The 17,258-nt window shown below is 43.8% G+C and carries 14 protein-coding genes; 10 read left to right on the top strand and 4 right to left on the bottom strand.

The features are described 5' to 3' along the window. Positions 1–392: 392 nt before the first annotated feature. Positions 393–1,637 carry an AGE family epimerase/isomerase gene (locus AB5642_RS06775; protein ID WP_148461781.1) on the top strand — a complete coding sequence of 415 codons (1,245 nt, stop codon included), beginning with the start codon at positions 393–395 and terminating at the stop codon, positions 1,635–1,637. A 146-nt stretch (positions 1,638–1,783) separates the two neighbouring features. Here the strand turns inward: AB5642_RS06775 and AB5642_RS06770 are convergent, their stop codons facing one another. Further along, positions 1,784–2,062, bottom strand: a complete 279-nt coding sequence (locus tag AB5642_RS06770; RefSeq protein ID WP_118581811.1) for a type II toxin-antitoxin system HicB family antitoxin — start codon at positions 2,060–2,062, stop codon at positions 1,784–1,786. 157 nt (positions 2,063–2,219) lie between these two features. Here AB5642_RS06770 and AB5642_RS06765 point away from each other — a divergent pair, with 157 nt between their 5' ends. From AB5642_RS06765 to xylB, 5 genes are all read left to right on the top strand, one after another. Next, positions 2,220–2,513 carry a DUF6783 domain-containing protein gene (locus tag AB5642_RS06765; protein ID WP_148461780.1) on the top strand — a complete coding sequence of 98 codons (294 nt, stop codon included), beginning with the start codon at positions 2,220–2,222 and terminating at the stop codon, positions 2,511–2,513. Beyond that, positions 2,492–3,355, top strand: coding sequence for an AraC family transcriptional regulator (locus AB5642_RS06760; protein ID WP_148461779.1), 864 nt, complete (start codon positions 2,492–2,494; stop codon positions 3,353–3,355). Before AB5642_RS06765 ends, AB5642_RS06760 begins: the two co-directional genes overlap by 22 nt. Positions 3,356–3,561: 206 nt before the next feature. Then, a complete protein-coding gene (locus AB5642_RS06755) occupies positions 3,562–4,179 on the top strand; it encodes a DUF4867 family protein (protein ID WP_148461778.1) in 618 nt (205 codons plus the stop codon). Between the two features lie 166 nt (positions 4,180–4,345). Beyond that, positions 4,346–5,827 (top strand): L-fucose/L-arabinose isomerase family protein, encoded by a 1,482-nt coding sequence (locus AB5642_RS06750; RefSeq protein ID WP_368371505.1) that lies wholly within the window; start codon positions 4,346–4,348, stop codon positions 5,825–5,827. A 240-nt stretch (positions 5,828–6,067) separates the two neighbouring features. Then, on the top strand, positions 6,068–7,534 hold the full coding sequence (gene xylB, locus AB5642_RS06745) for a xylulokinase (RefSeq protein WP_118581799.1): 1,467 nt from the start codon (positions 6,068–6,070) through the stop codon (positions 7,532–7,534). Between the two features lie 102 nt (positions 7,535–7,636). Here xylB and AB5642_RS06740 read toward each other — a convergent pair whose 3' ends face one another. Next, positions 7,637–8,437: a Cof-type HAD-IIB family hydrolase gene (locus AB5642_RS06740; RefSeq protein WP_368371504.1), complete on the bottom strand. Its 801-nt coding sequence runs from the start codon at positions 8,435–8,437 to the stop codon at positions 7,637–7,639. 326 nt (positions 8,438–8,763) lie between these two features. Here AB5642_RS06740 and AB5642_RS06735 point away from each other — a divergent pair, with 326 nt between their 5' ends. After that, positions 8,764–9,636 carry a phosphoribosylaminoimidazolesuccinocarboxamide synthase gene (locus AB5642_RS06735; protein WP_173717512.1) on the top strand — a complete coding sequence of 291 codons (873 nt, stop codon included), beginning with the start codon at positions 8,764–8,766 and terminating at the stop codon, positions 9,634–9,636. 187 nt (positions 9,637–9,823) lie between these two features. Here AB5642_RS06735 and AB5642_RS06730 read toward each other — a convergent pair whose 3' ends face one another. Next, positions 9,824–11,509: a formate--tetrahydrofolate ligase gene (locus AB5642_RS06730; RefSeq protein ID WP_195379501.1), complete on the bottom strand. Its 1,686-nt coding sequence runs from the start codon at positions 11,507–11,509 to the stop codon at positions 9,824–9,826. A gap of 557 nt (positions 11,510–12,066) precedes the next feature. Between AB5642_RS06730 and AB5642_RS06725 the strand changes: the two genes are divergently transcribed. Both AB5642_RS06725 and AB5642_RS06720 read left to right on the top strand, forming a co-directional pair. Then, a complete protein-coding gene (locus tag AB5642_RS06725; RefSeq protein WP_118581793.1) occupies positions 12,067–12,510 on the top strand; it encodes a DUF1700 domain-containing protein in 444 nt (147 codons plus the stop codon). 393 nt (positions 12,511–12,903) lie between these two features. After that, positions 12,904–14,073: an ATP-binding protein gene (locus tag AB5642_RS06720; RefSeq protein ID WP_148461774.1), complete on the top strand. Its 1,170-nt coding sequence runs from the start codon at positions 12,904–12,906 to the stop codon at positions 14,071–14,073. A 330-nt stretch (positions 14,074–14,403) separates the two neighbouring features. Here the strand turns inward: AB5642_RS06720 and AB5642_RS06715 are convergent, their stop codons facing one another. Then, the gene (locus AB5642_RS06715; RefSeq protein ID WP_148461773.1) at positions 14,404–15,540 is read right to left on the bottom strand and encodes a sodium ion-translocating decarboxylase subunit beta; all 1,137 of its coding nucleotides are present in this window, start codon (positions 15,538–15,540) and stop codon (positions 14,404–14,406) included. 553 nt (positions 15,541–16,093) lie between these two features. Between AB5642_RS06715 and AB5642_RS06710 the strand changes: the two genes are divergently transcribed. Next, positions 16,094–17,113, top strand: coding sequence for a low specificity L-threonine aldolase (locus AB5642_RS06710; protein WP_148461772.1), 1,020 nt, complete (start codon positions 16,094–16,096; stop codon positions 17,111–17,113). The last annotated feature ends 145 nt before the right edge of the window (positions 17,114–17,258 follow it).

The raw sequence follows: 17,258 nt of genomic DNA, 5'->3' as shown, positions 1-17,258 counted from the left end.
AAAGAGAAATGGTGTGCATAAAAATACCTACACTCCAAAATGAAATGTAGGTATTTTTGTCGCTTACCTTTAGATATTTCACCTGTCTACTTGACAAGGGGCATATCAAAATAACGTACTAATGGCGGCTATTTTGATGAAACTTAAATAAATTGACCGAAATTCTGTCCGGGAGTATAATTGTGCCAGAGAAGTGAAACAGTAAAAATCCCCATAAAAGCCAAAGTTCACCCCTCTGTTCAAGGCCTTTCAGACAAGGTAAAATGAAGATAGCAAAGTGGGAGATCATCACAAAACGGACTTGTTGCCTATTTGTGACATCACTATATATGCAAGTCAGCTGTAGAGCGGGACTTTCACAGTATATTACAGTATAAAAGGAGAAAACAGAAATGGCAGTTACAGAGAAAAAATATCAGCTTGGAACAGCTGAAAACCAGGAATTTCTGCAGGATGTAAGAGATGGTTTATTAAGCTTCGGGCATCAGTTTCCGTCACCAGGAGGAAGCTCCTATTATCTTGGAGATGACGGCACTCCCTGGAAAGACCGTAACCGTGAAACATGGATCACAAGCCGTATGACACATGTGTACAGCATTGGTTCTATGCTTGGACATGAAGGCAGCGAGGCACTGGCTGATGCAGCGTTGAAGGGGCTTAGAGGCGAGCTTCACGATGATCAAAATGGTGGTTGGTATGCAGGTCTTACAAAGGACAATGAAATTGTTCCAACCAAGCAGTGCTATGCCCATGCATTTGTAATTCTGGCAGCTTCTTCCGGCGTGCTGGCCGGCAGAGAAGGGGCAGCAGAGCTTTTGAAAGATGCCTTGGCACTTTATGATCTGAGATTCTGGAACGAGGAAGAAGGACTTTCCTGTGATACCTGGAACACAGAATTTACAGAGCTGGATTCCTATCGAGGCTTGAATGCAAATATGCATTCCGTTGAGGCGTTTCTTGCCGCAGCTGATGTGACCGGGGATGAGAAATATCGCGTACGTGCAGGCAGGATCATCGACCGTGTTCTGATATGGGCAAAGGACAATAACTGGCGTATACCGGAGCATTTTTCCAGTGACTGGGTACCGGATCTGGAATGCAACAAAGACCGCCCGGACGACCAGTTTAAGCCATACGGCGCAACTCCGGGACACGGAATTGAGTGGGCAAGACTGATCACACAGTGGGCGCTTTCTACATATAAAGAGGACAAGGCTGGCGCAGCACCTTATATTGAAGCTGCAGAGAATCTGTATAACCGCGCAGTTGCTGACGCATGGAATGCAGACGGTGCACCGGGAATCTGTTACACAACAGACTGGAACGGCAAACCTGTAGTCCATGACAGAATGCACTGGACTCTTGCAGAAGCAATCAACACCTCTTCCGTTCTGTTCCATGTAACAGATAATGAGAAATACGCAGCAGATTATGCAGAGTTTATGAAATATCTGGATGAGAAAGTTCTGGATCACGTAAACGGTTCCTGGTTCCACCAGCTGGACAGAGAGAACAATCTTCTGGAGACCGTATGGCCTGGAAAGTCTGATATTTATCATGCACTGCAGGCTACATTGATTCCATATTATGCTCCCGGTCTGTCCATTGCAGTGGCAGTGAAGAAGCAGGCAAGATAAAACAAAAATATTTTGTAACTGAGAAGGTTCTGACCAGGTACAGTGGTAAAATTAATGGGGAGGCTTTGCCTCCCCATTTTGGACTTATTAGGTAAGTCAGTGAAGTCTGGAACGTAAGCGGACATTTCAAACACTCACGGTAAACTTCATTCATCCCACCCATCATACAACCGGATGTTCACCTGGATATTTCTGACCACATCCTCATCTTCTAATTCCATATCATCTGGATCTGTGATCGGAGGCAGCTCTGGAACTTCTTCGGAGAGCTCTACAGAAATCCAGTCGAATGCAGCAGCGTTAGCGCTTTCGATAGCTTCGTCTAAAGTGTCTCCTTCTCCGAAGCAGCCTTCCAGGTCTGGGAAAGTTCCCTTATAACGACCATCTTCGGTTTTCTTAAAAACAGCAGGATATATAAATTTCATGATAAACCTCCCGAAAATAAAAATAACATATTGAAAATTAATTTCAATTATAAGCGTTTGAGCTGGTAAATACAAGATAAGAAAAAACTTGTATTTAAGAAAATACGAAACGAGAAAAGACGTGGCAGCGGAGCCAAAAAGAATCTAAGAAACAGGATTGTCAAATATAGGGGAAAATGATATTCTTACAGCAAGAGACTTTAGAGCGTGTTTGAAAAATCATTCCCGCAATCTGCACGCTCCACTTTGCGGTATATTTCACCTGAATTCGGTTGCCTTAGCCCGCTACGGCGCCCTCATCCGAGCGAAATCTCCCACAAATTGTGACGAACATCTTGCAGAAAGCCTTTTTCAAACACGCTCTAGCCGGTTCGGAACTGAAAGAAAATGGCGCGGCTTTATAGAAATATACCTGCCGGAGGTGAAATCTTGGAATTTCAGCATGAATTGATCATACCAAACGAAGGTCTTCCTTTCAAAATCTTTTTATTTGAAGGCGGACACGGCAATTACGAAAGAGAAAAACACTGGCATACCTCAATTGAGATTTTTGCAGTGCTAAAAGGCAGACTGACTTTTTTTCTTAATGAAGAAGAGTACCCCCTGGAGGCTGGCGGGCTGATCATCATCAATTCCAATGAGATCCACTCCATTCACGCCCCCAGGAAAAATGAGACTGTGGTTTTGCAGATTCCACTAAAGCAGTTCGAAAAATATTTTACTGCCCAGCGGTTTATCCGATTTACAAGTGCAGCCCGTGTAGCAAAGGATCAGAAGTCCAAGGCTCCGGATAACCGGAAGCTGGCATTTTTTATTGAGGAGCTTTATAAGGTGTACCGTGCCCGTGAAGAAGGATGGGAGTACCGGACTATGGCACTGTACTACAATATTTTGTATCTGCTGGTAAGGGATTATCGTGAGACAGAGGCTGCGCAGGAGGAAATTAAGGACAGCCGACGCCTGGATGCTTTGTCAAAAATTACCACTTACATGCGTGAGCATTATACAGAAGAACTGAAACTTTCTGAGATGGCAAATTTATTTGGCTATTCAGACGCTTATTTGTCGCGAATGTTCAAAAAGTATGCAAAAATCAATTTTAAGACTTATTTACAGGAAATTCGCATGTCTTATGCATATCGGGAACTGATGAATACAGAGAAAACCGTGAGCCAGATTGCCCTGGACAACGGCTTTGCCAGCAGCAGAGCCTTTTCCAGAGAATTTCAGAAGAAATATAACAGACTTCCAAGCGAAGTAAGAAAAAAATTTAATACAACTCCAAAAGAATAAAATGTCAAAAAAGTGCTATAGATAAGACAAGAAAACCGTCGTAAAGCATACCAGAATATGGTATGCTTTTTTCATGCAGAAAGAACCAGGGCAGACTGAGGTCAGCAGCTGGTTCGGGAATCTTGAGTATGAGCATGTTGGACTGCTGTGAGAGTGGCAGATAGTAGCCATGTCCGCATTCTGATATGCGCAAAAGGAGGTTAATCGTGAAGATTCAGAAAGTAACAGATTCGGCATTCCGTAAATATGGACAGGTGCTGGAGGGATACGACTTTACAGGTCTTATCAAGGAGATGAAACATACTCCGGTTCCAGAGGATGTAATCTACGTTCCATCCGTTGAAGAGCTGGAGGCACTGGATATTATGAAAGACCTGCAGAACAAGGGATACGGCGGGCTGCCGGTCCAGATCGGATACTGCAATGGCCATAACAAGAAGCTGAATGCAGTGGAGTATCATCGTAATTCCGAGATCAATGTAGCGGTTACAGATCTTGTCCTTCTTATCGGACATCAGCAGGACATTGAGCCGGATCATACCTATGATACATCTAAGATCGAGGCATTCCTTGTACCGGCAGGAACCGGAATCGAGGTATACGCTACCACACTTCACTACGCACCATGCCATGTGAATGAGGGCGGTTTCCAGTGTGTTGTTGTACTTCCGAAAGGAACCAACACAGACCTTACTTTCCAGACTGAGAAGACAGGAGAGGACAGCCTGATGACAGCCAAGAACAAATGGCTGATCGCACATGAGGATGCGAAGATCGCTGGCGCATTTAATGGCCTGAAGGGTGAGAATATCACAATTGACTGATAAAATAATTCATAGTTGCTCATTTTTTTTAGAAGATAAACCGACACGTTGTTGGTGGGTAACTACTAAAGTCTGTTTGAAAAGTGAATATTGAGACCTGAGGAGCTTACATAGCTACCACAATTGAAAATTTCTTAAAAAATTAAAATATGGAGGAATACCTATTATGAACAATATACCAGTAGTAAAACTTGGATTAATCGCAGTAAGCCGTGACTGTTTCCCGATTCAGCTTTCTGAGAAGAGACGCGCAGCTATCATGGACGCTTACAAGGGTGAGCTTTATGAATGTCCAGTAACTGTTGAGAATGAGAAAGACATGGAGAAGGCTCTCGAGGATGTAAACAAAGCTGAGTGTAATGCACTTGTTGTTTTCCTTGGAAACTTCGGACCAGAGACTCCGGAGACCCTGATTGCTGAGAGATTTGACGGACCTTGCATGTATGTAGCTGCTGCTGAGGGCGATGGCGATATGATCAATGGTCGTGGCGATGCTTACTGCGGTATGCTGAACTGCTCCTACAACTTAAAGATGCGTCATCTTGAAGCTTATATTCCGGAATATCCGGTTGGAACTGCAACTGACATTGCTACCATGATCGCTGACTTCGTACCAGTTGCACGTGCCGTTATCGGTGTTCGTAACCTGAAGATCATTACCTTTGGACCACGTCCACAGGACTTCTTCGCATGTAACGCACCGATCAAAGGACTCTATGAGCTGGGTGTTGAGATCGAAGAGAACTCTGAGCTTGACCTTCTGGTTGCTTACAAAGAGCATGAGAACGATCCTCGTATCCCAGAGGTTTGCGCAGATATGGCAAAGGAAATGGGCGAGGGCAGATACTATGCTGACCTTAGTGAGAGAATGGCACAGTTCGAGCTTACTCTTCTTGATTGGGCTGAGGCTCACAAGGGCGCCAGAAAATACGTTGCATTTGCTGATAAATGCTGGCCTGCATTCCCGTCACAGTTTGGATTTGAGCCATGCTATGTAAACAGCCGTCTTGTTGCAAGAGGAATCCCGGTATCCTGTGAGGTTGATATCTACGGAGCTCTTAGCGAGTACATCGGACTTTGCATTTCCAATGACGCTGTTACACTGCTTGACATCAACAACTCCGTTCCTCAGTACATCTATGATGAGGATATCAAGGGCAAATATGATTATAAGCTTACCGATACATTCATGGGCTTCCATTGCGGAAATACTCCGGCCTGCAAGATGTGCGAGTCCAGAGCTGTTAAATATCAGCTGATCCAGCACAGACTTCTTGAGCCGGCAGGATCTGAACCAGATTTCACAAGAGGAACTCTGGAGGGTGATATCGCTGCTTCTGATATTACATTCTATCGTCTGCAGTGCAACTCTGAGGGAGAGCTTGTTTCTTATGTTGCAGAAGGTGAAGTTCTTGACGTACCTACAAGATCCTTTGGTGGTATTGGTATCTTCGCAATCAAAGAGATGGGAAGATTCTACCGTCACGTACTGATCGAGGGCAACTACCCGCATCACGGTGCAGTTATGTTCGGACATTATGGAAAGGCATTCTACGAAGTAGTGAAATTCCTTGGACTTGATGTTAAGAAAATCGGTTACAACCAGCCGGCTGGTGTAAGATATCCTACAGAGAATCCATGGGGCTAATGCTTAAATAAACAGTAAGTAATTGCTGTGTACAAAGTTGAGAGCAATGTAGAATGATTGCTTCTTGCTTAAAAAAGCAGGAAGGGACGATTTGAATAGAATTATAGGCATATATAGAAACGGCCGTACCACTTTATGCGGTACGGCTGTTTTTAGAATAGGCGGGCAGGGCATTCTAAGAGGGTTCTGTCCGGAAAGCCTAGAAGGAACGCCTAAGACATGAACTTAAGGAGGATAAAAATGTATTTTATCGGTGTTGATCTTGGTACTTCCGCAGTAAAACTTCTTCTTATGGAAGAATCCGGAAAAATCTGTAATATCGTATCAAAAGAATATCCATTATTTTTCCCGCATCCGGGCTGGTCTGAGCAGAATCCGGAAGACTGGTACACCCAGAGTATGGCTGGAATGAAAGAACTGACAGAGGGCATTGACCGCTCCCAGGTTGCCGGAATCAGCTTCGGCGGACAGATGCATGGACTGGTAACTTTAGATGATCAGGATCAGGTAATTCGTCCTGCAATCCTGTGGAATGACGGACGTACTTCTGAAGAGACAGATTATCTGAATAATGTGATCGGAAAGGACAAGCTTTCCCAGTATACTGCAAACATCGCATTTGCCGGCTTCACTGCTCCGAAGATCTTGTGGATGAAGAAAAATGAGCCAGAGAAATTTGCAAAAGTTGTGAAGATCATGCTTCCAAAGGATTACCTGGCTTATCGTTTAAGCGGCTCCTTCTGCACAGATGTATCTGACGCTTCAGGTATGCTTCTTCTGGATGTAAAGAATCGCTGCTGGTCTAAAGAAATGATGGAAATCTGCGGTGTGAAAGAGGAGCAGCTTCCGAAGGTTTATGAGAGCTGGGAGGTTGTTGGAACACTGAAGCCAGAGGTTGCTAAAGAGCTTGGCTTCTCTGAGAATGTAAAGGTTATCGCTGGTGCTGGAGACAATGCGGCAGCAGCTGTTGGTACTGGAACTGTTGGTGACGGACAGTGCAATATTTCCCTTGGTACTTCCGGAACGGTATTTATTTCCAGCAAGAATTTTGGTGTAGATGAGCACAATGCCCTTCATTCTTTCTGCCATGCAGATGGAAGCTATCATCTGATGGGCTGTATGCTCAGCGCTGCTTCCTGTAATAAATGGTGGGCTGAGGAGATTCTTGGAACGAAGGACTTCGCAGCAGAGCAGGCACCTATCCAGAAGCTTGGTGAGAATCACGTATTCTTCCTGCCATACCTGATGGGCGAGCGTTCCCCACACAACGATCCAGATGCAAGAGGCGTATTCTTCGGCATGTCCATGGATACTTCAAGAGCAGATATGACCCAGGCTGTACTGGAGGGAGTTGCTTTCGCACTTCGTGATTCTCTGGAGGTTGCAAAGAGTCTTGGAATTAAAATTGAGCGTACCAAGATCTGTGGCGGTGGTGCAAAGAGCCCGCTGTGGAAACAGATTATTGCAAATGTTATGAATATTAAGGTTGACGTTCTGGAAGTGGAAGAGGGACCATCTCTTGGCGGTGCTATGCTGGCAGCAGTAGGATGTGGTGTTTATCCGGACGTTGAGACTGCTGGCAAGAAGCTTGCAAAAGTAGTGGATACTGTAGAGCCTACTCCAGAACTGGCAGCGAAATATGAGGAGAGATACCAGAAGTTCAAAGAACTGTATCCGGCTATGAAGCCGCTGTTTAAGAATTTATAAGAAGAGTTTTCTGTGCGTTATTGGTGAAAACTGGTTAAAAAATGGTGATTGTGTTAATCGTGAATATATTAACATAATCACCATTTTTATATATTTGTGACCTTATAAAATGAATTTCTCCAGAACTTCTGCAACGCCATCTTGATTATTTGTCCGAGTGGTTATATAATCCGCGCATTCTTTCACCCCATCCGGCGCGTTCCCCATGGCGGCGCCAAGTGCGGCGTGGCGAATCATGGAGAGATCGTTGAATCCGTCACCGATAGCGATGGTTTCTGCCTGGGTGAAGCCGTAAATCTCACCAATCCGGTCAATAGCAGTGGCCTTTGATACTTTGCTGCTGAAAAATTCCAGGTAAAACGGCTTGGAGGTACAGAAGGTCACGTTGTGAAAAAGAGCTGTTTCCCGCAGCTTTTTTTCTATCTGCTGGATTTTCGAAATATCGTCATACCACAGGATTTTCGTAATCCCCCGCGCCAGAAGCTGGTCAATAGATGGCATGAGGAAAGGCGTTACCTTGGTAGCCTGGCTGTATTCCTGAATCCGGTCATTCAGCTTGTTCCCATATAATCTATTGTCCGACCAGATGCACATGGTAGTATCATAGTTCAGTCCTGCTTCCAGAATCAGACGCGCATCGTCAGCTCTCAGCTCCTGTCTATACAGAACGCGTCCGTCAGCAGAATCCAGGATCATAGCCCCATTATAAGTGATCACAGGTCCCTGAATGCCCAGCTGTTTCTGATAGCGCTCCACTCCCTGAATGGGACGCCCGGTGCAAATGGAGAAAATCAGTCCCTGTGCGGCTGCCTGCCGGATTGTTTCGATGGTGTATGGTGTAATTTCGTTTTTGTCATTTAATAAAGTACCGTCCATGTCGGCGGCTGCAAATTTATAGATCATAGTGCCTCCTGGAATATATGGTAAATTAGTTTTGTGAGCTGAAATGCTCATCGCAGGCAGAGTATCCTGCTTGTTGTTTTTTCTTATTATAAAACGAAGATAGCGCAGGAATCAATCACTTTGAATGGTTACATGTGAAGATTCACATGGATTTCGGGAAAAGATGCCTTGATTTCGGCATTTAAGAGAATTGTTTTTTTGTCTGCAAAATGGTAAAATAATTGGGTGCTGTAAAAGCGGAAACAGGCAGGCTGAGATTGTGAAACAGTCATGCCTTTGGGACTTTTACAAAAATGAAAAATAGAAAAGTGATGAGGTGTAAAGCTATGCAGGAAATGAAGCCAGTTAAAGAAGGCAAAGTACGCGAGATTTACGACAACGGAGACAGCCTGATCATGGTTGCGACAGACCGTATCAGCTGTTTTGATGTGATCCTGAACAACGAAGTGACGAAGAAAGGCACTGTTCTTACACAGATGTCCAAGTTCTGGTTCGATATGACCCAGGATATCCTGCCGAACCACATGATTTCTGTTGATGTAAAAGATATGCCGGAGTTTTTCCAGCAGGATAAGTTTGACGGAAACAGCATGATGTGCCGCAAGCTGGATATGATCCCGGTTGAGTGCATCGTTCGTGGATATATCACTGGAAGCGGCTGGGCAAGCTACCAGAAGAATGGTACAGTTTGCGGAATTACTCTTCCGGAAGGTCTGAAAGAGTCTGACAAGCTGCCTGAGCCTATTTACACACCTTCTACCAAGGCTGAGATTGGCGACCACGATGAGAATATTTCTTTTGAGCAGAGCGTTACCCATCTTGAGAAATACTATCCGGGACATGGTCAGGAGTATGCAGAGAAGATTCGTGATTACACCATCGCATTATATAAAAAATGTGCTGAGTATGCTTTAAGCAAAGGTATTATTATTGCAGATACCAAATTTGAGTTTGGACTTGATGAAAATGGTAATATTGTTATTGGTGATGAGATGCTTACACCGGACAGCTCCAGATTCTGGCCGGCAGATGGATATGAGCCAGGTCATGGCCAGCCATCCTTTGACAAGCAGTTTGCCCGTGACTGGCTGAAAGCAAACCCGGACAACGACTGGACTCTTCCACAGGAAATCGTGGACAAGACAATCGACAAATATCTCCAGGCATATGAGATGCTTACAGGAGAGAAACTGAAATAAGCAATATACATAATACTGCCAGGGCATTTGTCCCTGGCAGGCTGATAAAATCCTTTATTTTATTTTCAAAGGATACACTTTGCTTGTATGTAAAAAGCGCCCGGGAGTTTGGGTCTCCCGGGCGTTGATTTTTGTGAGCAACGTGCCAAATCCATGTTTACACGGAAACCTGGCTGACATGTAAAAATCAGAACAGTCCTGTGATCTTACCTGTTTCGTCTACATCGATTTTCTCAGCAGCCGGAACCTTTGGAAGACCTGGCATGGTCATGATCTCTCCTGTGAGGGCTACGATGAAGCCTGCACCTGCAGAAATCTTCAGGTTACGAACAGTTACTTCAAAGCCTGTCGGAGCACCAAGCTTGGTCTGGTCATCTGTTAAGCTGTACTGTGTTTTTGCCACACAGATCGGGCAGTTTCCGAATCCAAGCTCTTCCAGCTGTTTTGCCTGCTTCTGAGCATTAGCTGTAAGAACAACTCTCTTACCGCCATAGATTTTCTGAACGATCTGGTTCAGCTTATCTTCGATAGAGCCTTCAAGCTCATAGGAATATGTGAAGTCGTTTGGCTCTTCAACAAGACGGATTACTTCCTCAGCTAATTTAATACCGCCTTCGCCGCCTTTTGCCCATACTTCAGAAAGTGCAACATTAACGCCAAGCTCTTTACATTTTGCTTCTACCAGGTCAAGCTCTGCCTTGGTATCTGTCGGGAATGCATTGATTGCAACAACACATGGAAGCTTGTAAACATTTTTGATGTTGCTTACGTGTTTCAGAAGGTTTGGAAGACCTTTCTCAAGAGCCTCAAGGTTCTCATTGTTAAGATCAGCCTTCGGAACGCCGCCATTGTATTTCAGTGCACGGACAGTAGCAACGATAACAACTGCATTTGGTTTCAGACCAGCCATACGGCATTTGATATCAAGGAATTTCTCGGCACCAAGGTCAGCACCGAATCCAGCCTCTGTGATGGTGTAATCAGCAAGCTTCAGAGACATCTTGGTAGCGGTTACGGAGTTACATCCGTGAGCAATGTTTGCGAATGGTCCGCCGTGAACGATTGCAGGTACATGCTCCAGTGTCTGAACAAGGTTTGGTTTCAGAGCATCTTTCAGAAGTGCTGTCATAGCACCCTCTGCATGAAGATCACCAGCTGTTACCGGTTTCTGCTCTGACGGTTTGCCATATGTATAACCGATGATGATTCTGGAAAGTCTTTCTTTCAGGTCTTTGATATCACTTGCAAGACAGAGAACAGCCATGATCTCGGAAGCTACCGTGATGTCATAGCCGTCTTCACGAGGCATACCGTTTGTTCTTCCGCCAAGTCCGTCTACTACATTACGAAGCTGACGGTCGTTCATATCTACACATCTTCTCCATGTGATCTTACGTGGGTCGATGTTAAGAGCATTGCCCTGGAAAATATGGTTATCGATCATTGCTGCAAGAAGGTTGTTTGCTGCGCCGATTGCGTGGAAGTCACCTGTGAAGTGAAGGTTGATATCTTCCATTGGAACTACCTGGGCATATCCGCCGCCTGCTGCACCGCCTTTTACACCGAATACCGGTCCAAGGGATGGCTCACGAAGAGCTACCATAACGTTCTTGCCAAGCTTCTGCATAGCGTCTGCCAGACCAACTGTAGTAGTGGTTTTTCCTTCTCCGGCAGGAGTCGGGTTGATAGCGGTAACCAGAATCAGTTTGCCATCTTTCTTATCTGTTTCTTTCAGAAGATTGTAGTCGATTTTTGCTTTGTATTTACCATACTGCTCAAGATATTTGTCCTCAATACCTGCTTTAGCTGCAATCTCAGTGATTGGTTTCATTTCACATTCCTGTGCGATTTCGATGTCACTTTTAAACCCCATAATAAAAGCTCCTTTCGTTGTGTAAGATTAAATGGTTTTTATATGACCGCTTCTTAAAAAGACAACGGTATTTCCCTCATGTCAGAGGTACCTCCCGGTAAAAAAAGGGCAGTATCTGATGATTCAAATACTGCCCAGACGGTCGGCTGGAAATTACTGCCTATGCTGTCTGCAAAATATGGTGCAGCAGCTGTAAACAGTAATCCTCATGATCTGCTCCTGAAGTCCCTGTGGTTAACTCCACGATCCGTCAGTATTCAGAAGCTTTTCAATTGATGTGTTCATTGTATCATTAAAAAAACATTTTGTCAATAAATTAACAGACAGCATTATTGTCAAAAAAGACGATGTATATTTGTGAAAAATAACAAATGCTTTGAACGTGGATAAAATCTACCCGAATTGAAAAATACAATCTCCGCTTCTGACTTCATAAAAATTTTATGACTTGGATAGTTGCGTATGAGGGCAAGTATTGTTAGAATAGAAAATGCACAGAGCCTGTTTGAAACAGGATAATGATTCGTGGTTTTATATAAGAAAGGTTGAATAATTGAATGAATAGAACAGAATTTCTGGATACATTGAGAAGTCAGCTGTCCGGACAGATGCATGAGGGTAAGGTGGCGGCGCATGTGCGTTACTATGAAGATTATATTCAGTCACAGGTACGTAGTGGACGCGATGAGCAGCAGGTTCTTGATGAACTTGGAGATCCCAGGCTGATCGCCAGGACTTTGCTGGATACAGATGTGGATAACGGGCAGCTGGATTATGAGGAGTACAGCACCTATTCGGATGACGCACAGAATACCCAGAGCTCCAGCCGGAATCATGTACATGTATGGCGGTTTGATACCTGGTACAGCAAACTTCTGGGCGTGGTGATCCTGCTGATAGTCGTCTTTTTGCTGTTTCATATTCTGGTGGCAGTGATTCCGTTTTTTGCGGTACTGGCGTTGATTTTGTTTATTGTGTCACTGATAAAAAATCGGAATTAACATGATACTATGAACGTCACGAACGGCAGATGCGGGAGTGTCGCAGGCGCACAGCAGCTGATTTTCATATATAGAGATGTCGCCGATAGACGACATGTCCGTTTTGTAACAAAAAAATGTCGGACATGCTTTAGAGAATCATATGTTACTGTTCACTCCGTTCACAGTAACGCGCTTCGCGATGCACAGAAATCATGCATTCGCATGATTTCGCGCCGCAATTCTCGGGTTTTCTGTGAACTTTGTTCACAAAAAACGCCTCGCGGAACGTGACCAGTGAACAGTAACAATCATATTCAGCAAGGTTTCTTCTGAGCAGGAACGAGTTACAGTTTTGTTGAGATCGTGATATAAAGTATGGACATTATAGAATATATTCAGGGAAGGATTTAAATGAGCAGTATAACAATAGAAGAATTAAAAAAGTTACCAGCGGAGTCCTATCAGATCATTGATGTCCGCGACGAGATTGAGATTTCCCATGGCGCTGTTAAGGGGGCTTTGGCCTGTAAGCCAGAGGAAATCATGGAGAATCCGGAAGTGGATAAGACCAGAAAACTGGTTATTTGCTGCAGCCGCGGAATCAATAGTAAAGAAATCGCTAAGAAGCTCGAGGAAGAGGGGCTGGATGCAGTAAGCCTTGAGAAAGGGTACATTGCCTGGCTTATGGATGCCATGAAGAGTTCACAGGACGAAGATTTTGTGAAAAATGTGGAGATCAGTCTTCGCAAGAAATTTAAGAAAAAAATCTGGTCCAGGTTTACCAAGGCAATCAATACTTACGAGCTTGTGAAGCCGGGAGATAGGATTGCAGTCTGTATTTCCGGCGGCAAGGACTCTATGCTGATGGCAAAGTGCTTCCAGGAACTGAAGCTTCATAATAAATTTGATTTCGAGGTGAAATTTCTGGTTATGGATCCGGGCTACAGTCCGGCCAACCGTCAGGTAATCGAGGAAAACGCCAGAAGGTTAAATATTCCTATTCGTATTTTTGAGTCTGATATTTTTGAGTCTGTATTTAATGTGGAGAAATCTCCTTGTTATCTTTGCGCAAGAATGCGCCGCGGGCATCTCTATGCTTTTTCAAAAGAAATGGGTTGCAACAAGATTGCACTGGGTCACCACTATGATGATGTGATTGAGACCATTCTTATGGGCATGCTTTACGGTGCCCAGGTACAGACTATGATGCCCAAGCTTCACAGCACCAACTTTGAGGGAATGGAATTGATCCGTCCATTGTATCTGGTGCGGGAGGATGATATTAAGGCATGGCGTGACTACAATGATCTCCATTTTATTCAGTGTGCATGTAAATTTACAGATACCTGCACTACCTGCAATAACGAAAATCGCTCCAAACGTGTAGAAATCAAGGAACTGATCCGTGACCTGAAAAAGGTGAATCCGTTTGTAGAGGGCAACATTTTCAAGAGCGTAGAGAATGTAAATATTGATACAGTTGTGGGATATAAACAATATGGTGTGAGACATTCTTTCCTGGAAAATTATGATGGGGAGCCCGGTTCTGCCTCTGAGAATGCTGCTGATGCAGTAGAGTAACAGAGAGAAAATGTGGATTTTAGACCTGCACACTCGGATCTACATCCTACGCGATTGGTATAGTTATTTACGAAACGATGTATTAGTAAAAATATTGAGCCAAGGTCAATGCTGCATGTGACCTTGGCTCGTTTTTTGTCGGGGATGAAAAGAGAAGCGCTATAGATATATTGGAGTATTTATTTTCCGATTTTTCCGAGAAGCCATACACAAAGAATGATGAACAGAATGGCAGTAAAGATTCCTGCCATTCCTTTTGCCATGATTTCAAGTGCAATAATGATATTGGATGTATTCATAGATAAGACCCTCCTCATTATAAAAATTTTTTTATAAAAATTTTGTGACCAGGTTGATAACCATGCCGCCTGCGATTACAGAAGCAATCTGTCCGGACACGTTGGCACCGGCGGCCTGCATGAGAATTACATTTGTGGGATCTTCTTCCATGGCCATTTTCTGAACAACTCGGGAGGACATTGGAAATGCAGAAATTCCGGCACCGCCAATCATTGGGTTGATCTTTTTTTTCAGGAAAAGATTCATAAATTTTGCCAGGAGAACGCCGCCGATGGTGTCCATGACAAAAGCAAAAAGTCCAATCACCAGGATCAGTAAAGTCTCTTTTGTTACAAACTGGTCTGCACGCATGCTGAAGGAAATGGTGATTCCAAGAAGCAGGGTGATCAGATTTGCCAGAATATTCTGGGCTGTGTCGGACAGGGTGCCCAGGACGCCGCATTCCCGGATCAGGTTGCCGAACATGAGAAATCCAACCAGCGCAACAGATTGAGGTGCTACCAGCCCAACGATTACAGTAACTATAATGGGAAAAGCAATTTTCATGGTTTTGGAAACGGATTTCGGATTATATTCCATGTGAATGCAGCGTTCCTTCTTTGTAGTGACAAGCCGGATGGCAAAGGGCTGTACAATTGGGACAAGTGCCATGTAGGAATAGGCGGCAACTGCAATGGCGCCGATATATTTGGAATTCAGGACCTGGGATACCAGAATGGAAGTAGGTCCGTCGGCAGCACCGATGATTCCGATAGAAGCAGCGTCTTTTAGGTCAAATCCAAGGATGGTGGACAGTAAAATTGCAGCAAAAATTCCAAGCTGTGCACCTGCGCCAAACAGGAACAAAGAGGGATTGGAAAGCAGGGGACCGAAGTCGATCATAGCGCCAATTCCGATGAAAAGTAAAATCGGCATGACTTCTGAGGCTTCAATTCCCACATGGAACAGCCATTCAATGACTCCGTTTGCCTGGATCCCGCCAGCCAGAGTCTGGTTTAAAACTCCGGAAAAAGGCAGGTTCACAAGTATGGCACCAAAGCCCATTGGCAGAAGCAGGGCTGGTTCAAATCCCTTTTTGATAGCCAGCCAGATCAGGGTGATTCCGACGGCAAACATCACAATTTGCTGCCAGGTTAATGCAAGGATTCCGTCTGTTAAAAATTCCATTTCTTTTTCCTCCTTTTGGGTGTTTGAATGTAAGTGCTTAAATAGATAAAAATACTTGCATAATGTTAATATTGTTATAAAAATGAAAGCTTTGTAGGGAAGGAATTTTATAACCTGTTTTTGGGGTATAAAAAAGACTTTTATTACAATACTGCATATCTGAAGATATGCGACTATTGTAATAAAAGTCTTGCCATTTCAATTTTCTGCGGGCGACAGATTCATGGAACTGTCTACCGTTCTGACGCATGAAAATCCATATACAAAAATGCACTAAAACAGAAACAATGCATTTGATATGCCAGCTACTCCCTTTTATTGAAGCGTGACTGCAAATGTATTTTGTTGTGGTAATTATAATTCGGCAAAGGTGGGAATGTCAACCCTGAATTATATAAAAGAAAGAATTTATTGGCCATTTGGTTACGGAACTGTTATCCGGAAACATTTTTCTTGTAAAAAATTCAGGGCAGGTATATGATTAAAAAACGAAATCAAAGTAAAATATACCTGTATGGTACAAGTGAAAAATATGAAACAAAGGAGTTACATCATGTTGTATTTTGAAAATGATTATTGTGAAGGTGCTCATGAGGCAATCTTAAAAAGATTAATGGAAACCAATATGGAAAAGGTTCCGGGATATGGACAGGATCCTTTCTGTGACAAAGCGAAGGAAAAAATAAAAGAGGCATGTGGCTGTCCAGATGGGGAGGTCTATTTCCTGGTAGGGGGTACCCAGACAAATGCAGTGGTGATCGCGTCCGTGTTGAACCGGTATGAAGGAGTGCTTTCCGCAGTTACCGGTCATGTAAATGCGCACGAAGCCGGAGCAATTGAATTTACCGGACATAAAGTTCTTCCACTTCCCCAGGACAATGGTAAAATTTCTGCCGCAAATCTGAAAGATTATCTTCAGACCTACTATGCAGACGGAAGCTATGACCACATGGTTTTTCCGGGCATGGTTTATATTTCACATCCGACAGAGTACGGAACTCTTTACACAAAGCAGGAACTGGCAGATATTTCCAGTGTATGCAGGGAATATGAGATCCCGTTATTTCTGGACGGAGCCAGACTGGGCTATGGACTGGTGGCAGAGACAGATGTGACTTTGAAAGATATTGCAAATTATACAGACGTATTTTATATCGGAGGAACCAAGGTTGGTGCCCTGTGCGGTGAAGCAGTCGTTTTTCCGAAGAAAGCACCGAAACATTTCTTTACTATGATCAAACAGCAGGGAGCGCTTCTTGCGAAAGGCAGACTGCTTGGAATTCAGTTTGATACTCTTTTCACAGGAAATCTGTATCTGGAAATCAGCAAAAATGCTATCGAAACCGCTGCAAAACTGAAAGCTGCATTAAAAGAGAAGGGCTATGAATTTTTCATTAATTCCCCAACCAATCAGATTTTTGTTATCCTGGAAAATAAGAAAATGGAGGAATTGGGCGAAAAAGTGAAGTTCAGCTTCTGGGAAAAATATGATGATAGTCATACAGTAGTCCGCTTTGCAACAAGTTGGGCAACGAAAATGGAAGACATTGACTCGCTGATTGAGACATTGTAATAAAACAAGAAAAAGTTATGTTTCGCGAGTGTTGTTTGTTATCGTGCAGGCGGTAAGGTCCTGTGAAAGCATGAATTTCGGATGCCCATTGTGTAAATGAGATAACACTTGTGTAAAACAGATGGCTATGTAAGCGTTGATTTAC

This window comes from Ruminococcus sp. 1001136sp1_2201st1_G3_2201SCRN_220225, from assembly GCF_040924365.1.
Classification (GTDB): domain Bacteria; phylum Bacillota; class Clostridia; order Lachnospirales; family Lachnospiraceae; genus Blautia_A; species Blautia_A faecis.
This window is presented reverse-complemented; position numbering and strand designations above follow the sequence as displayed.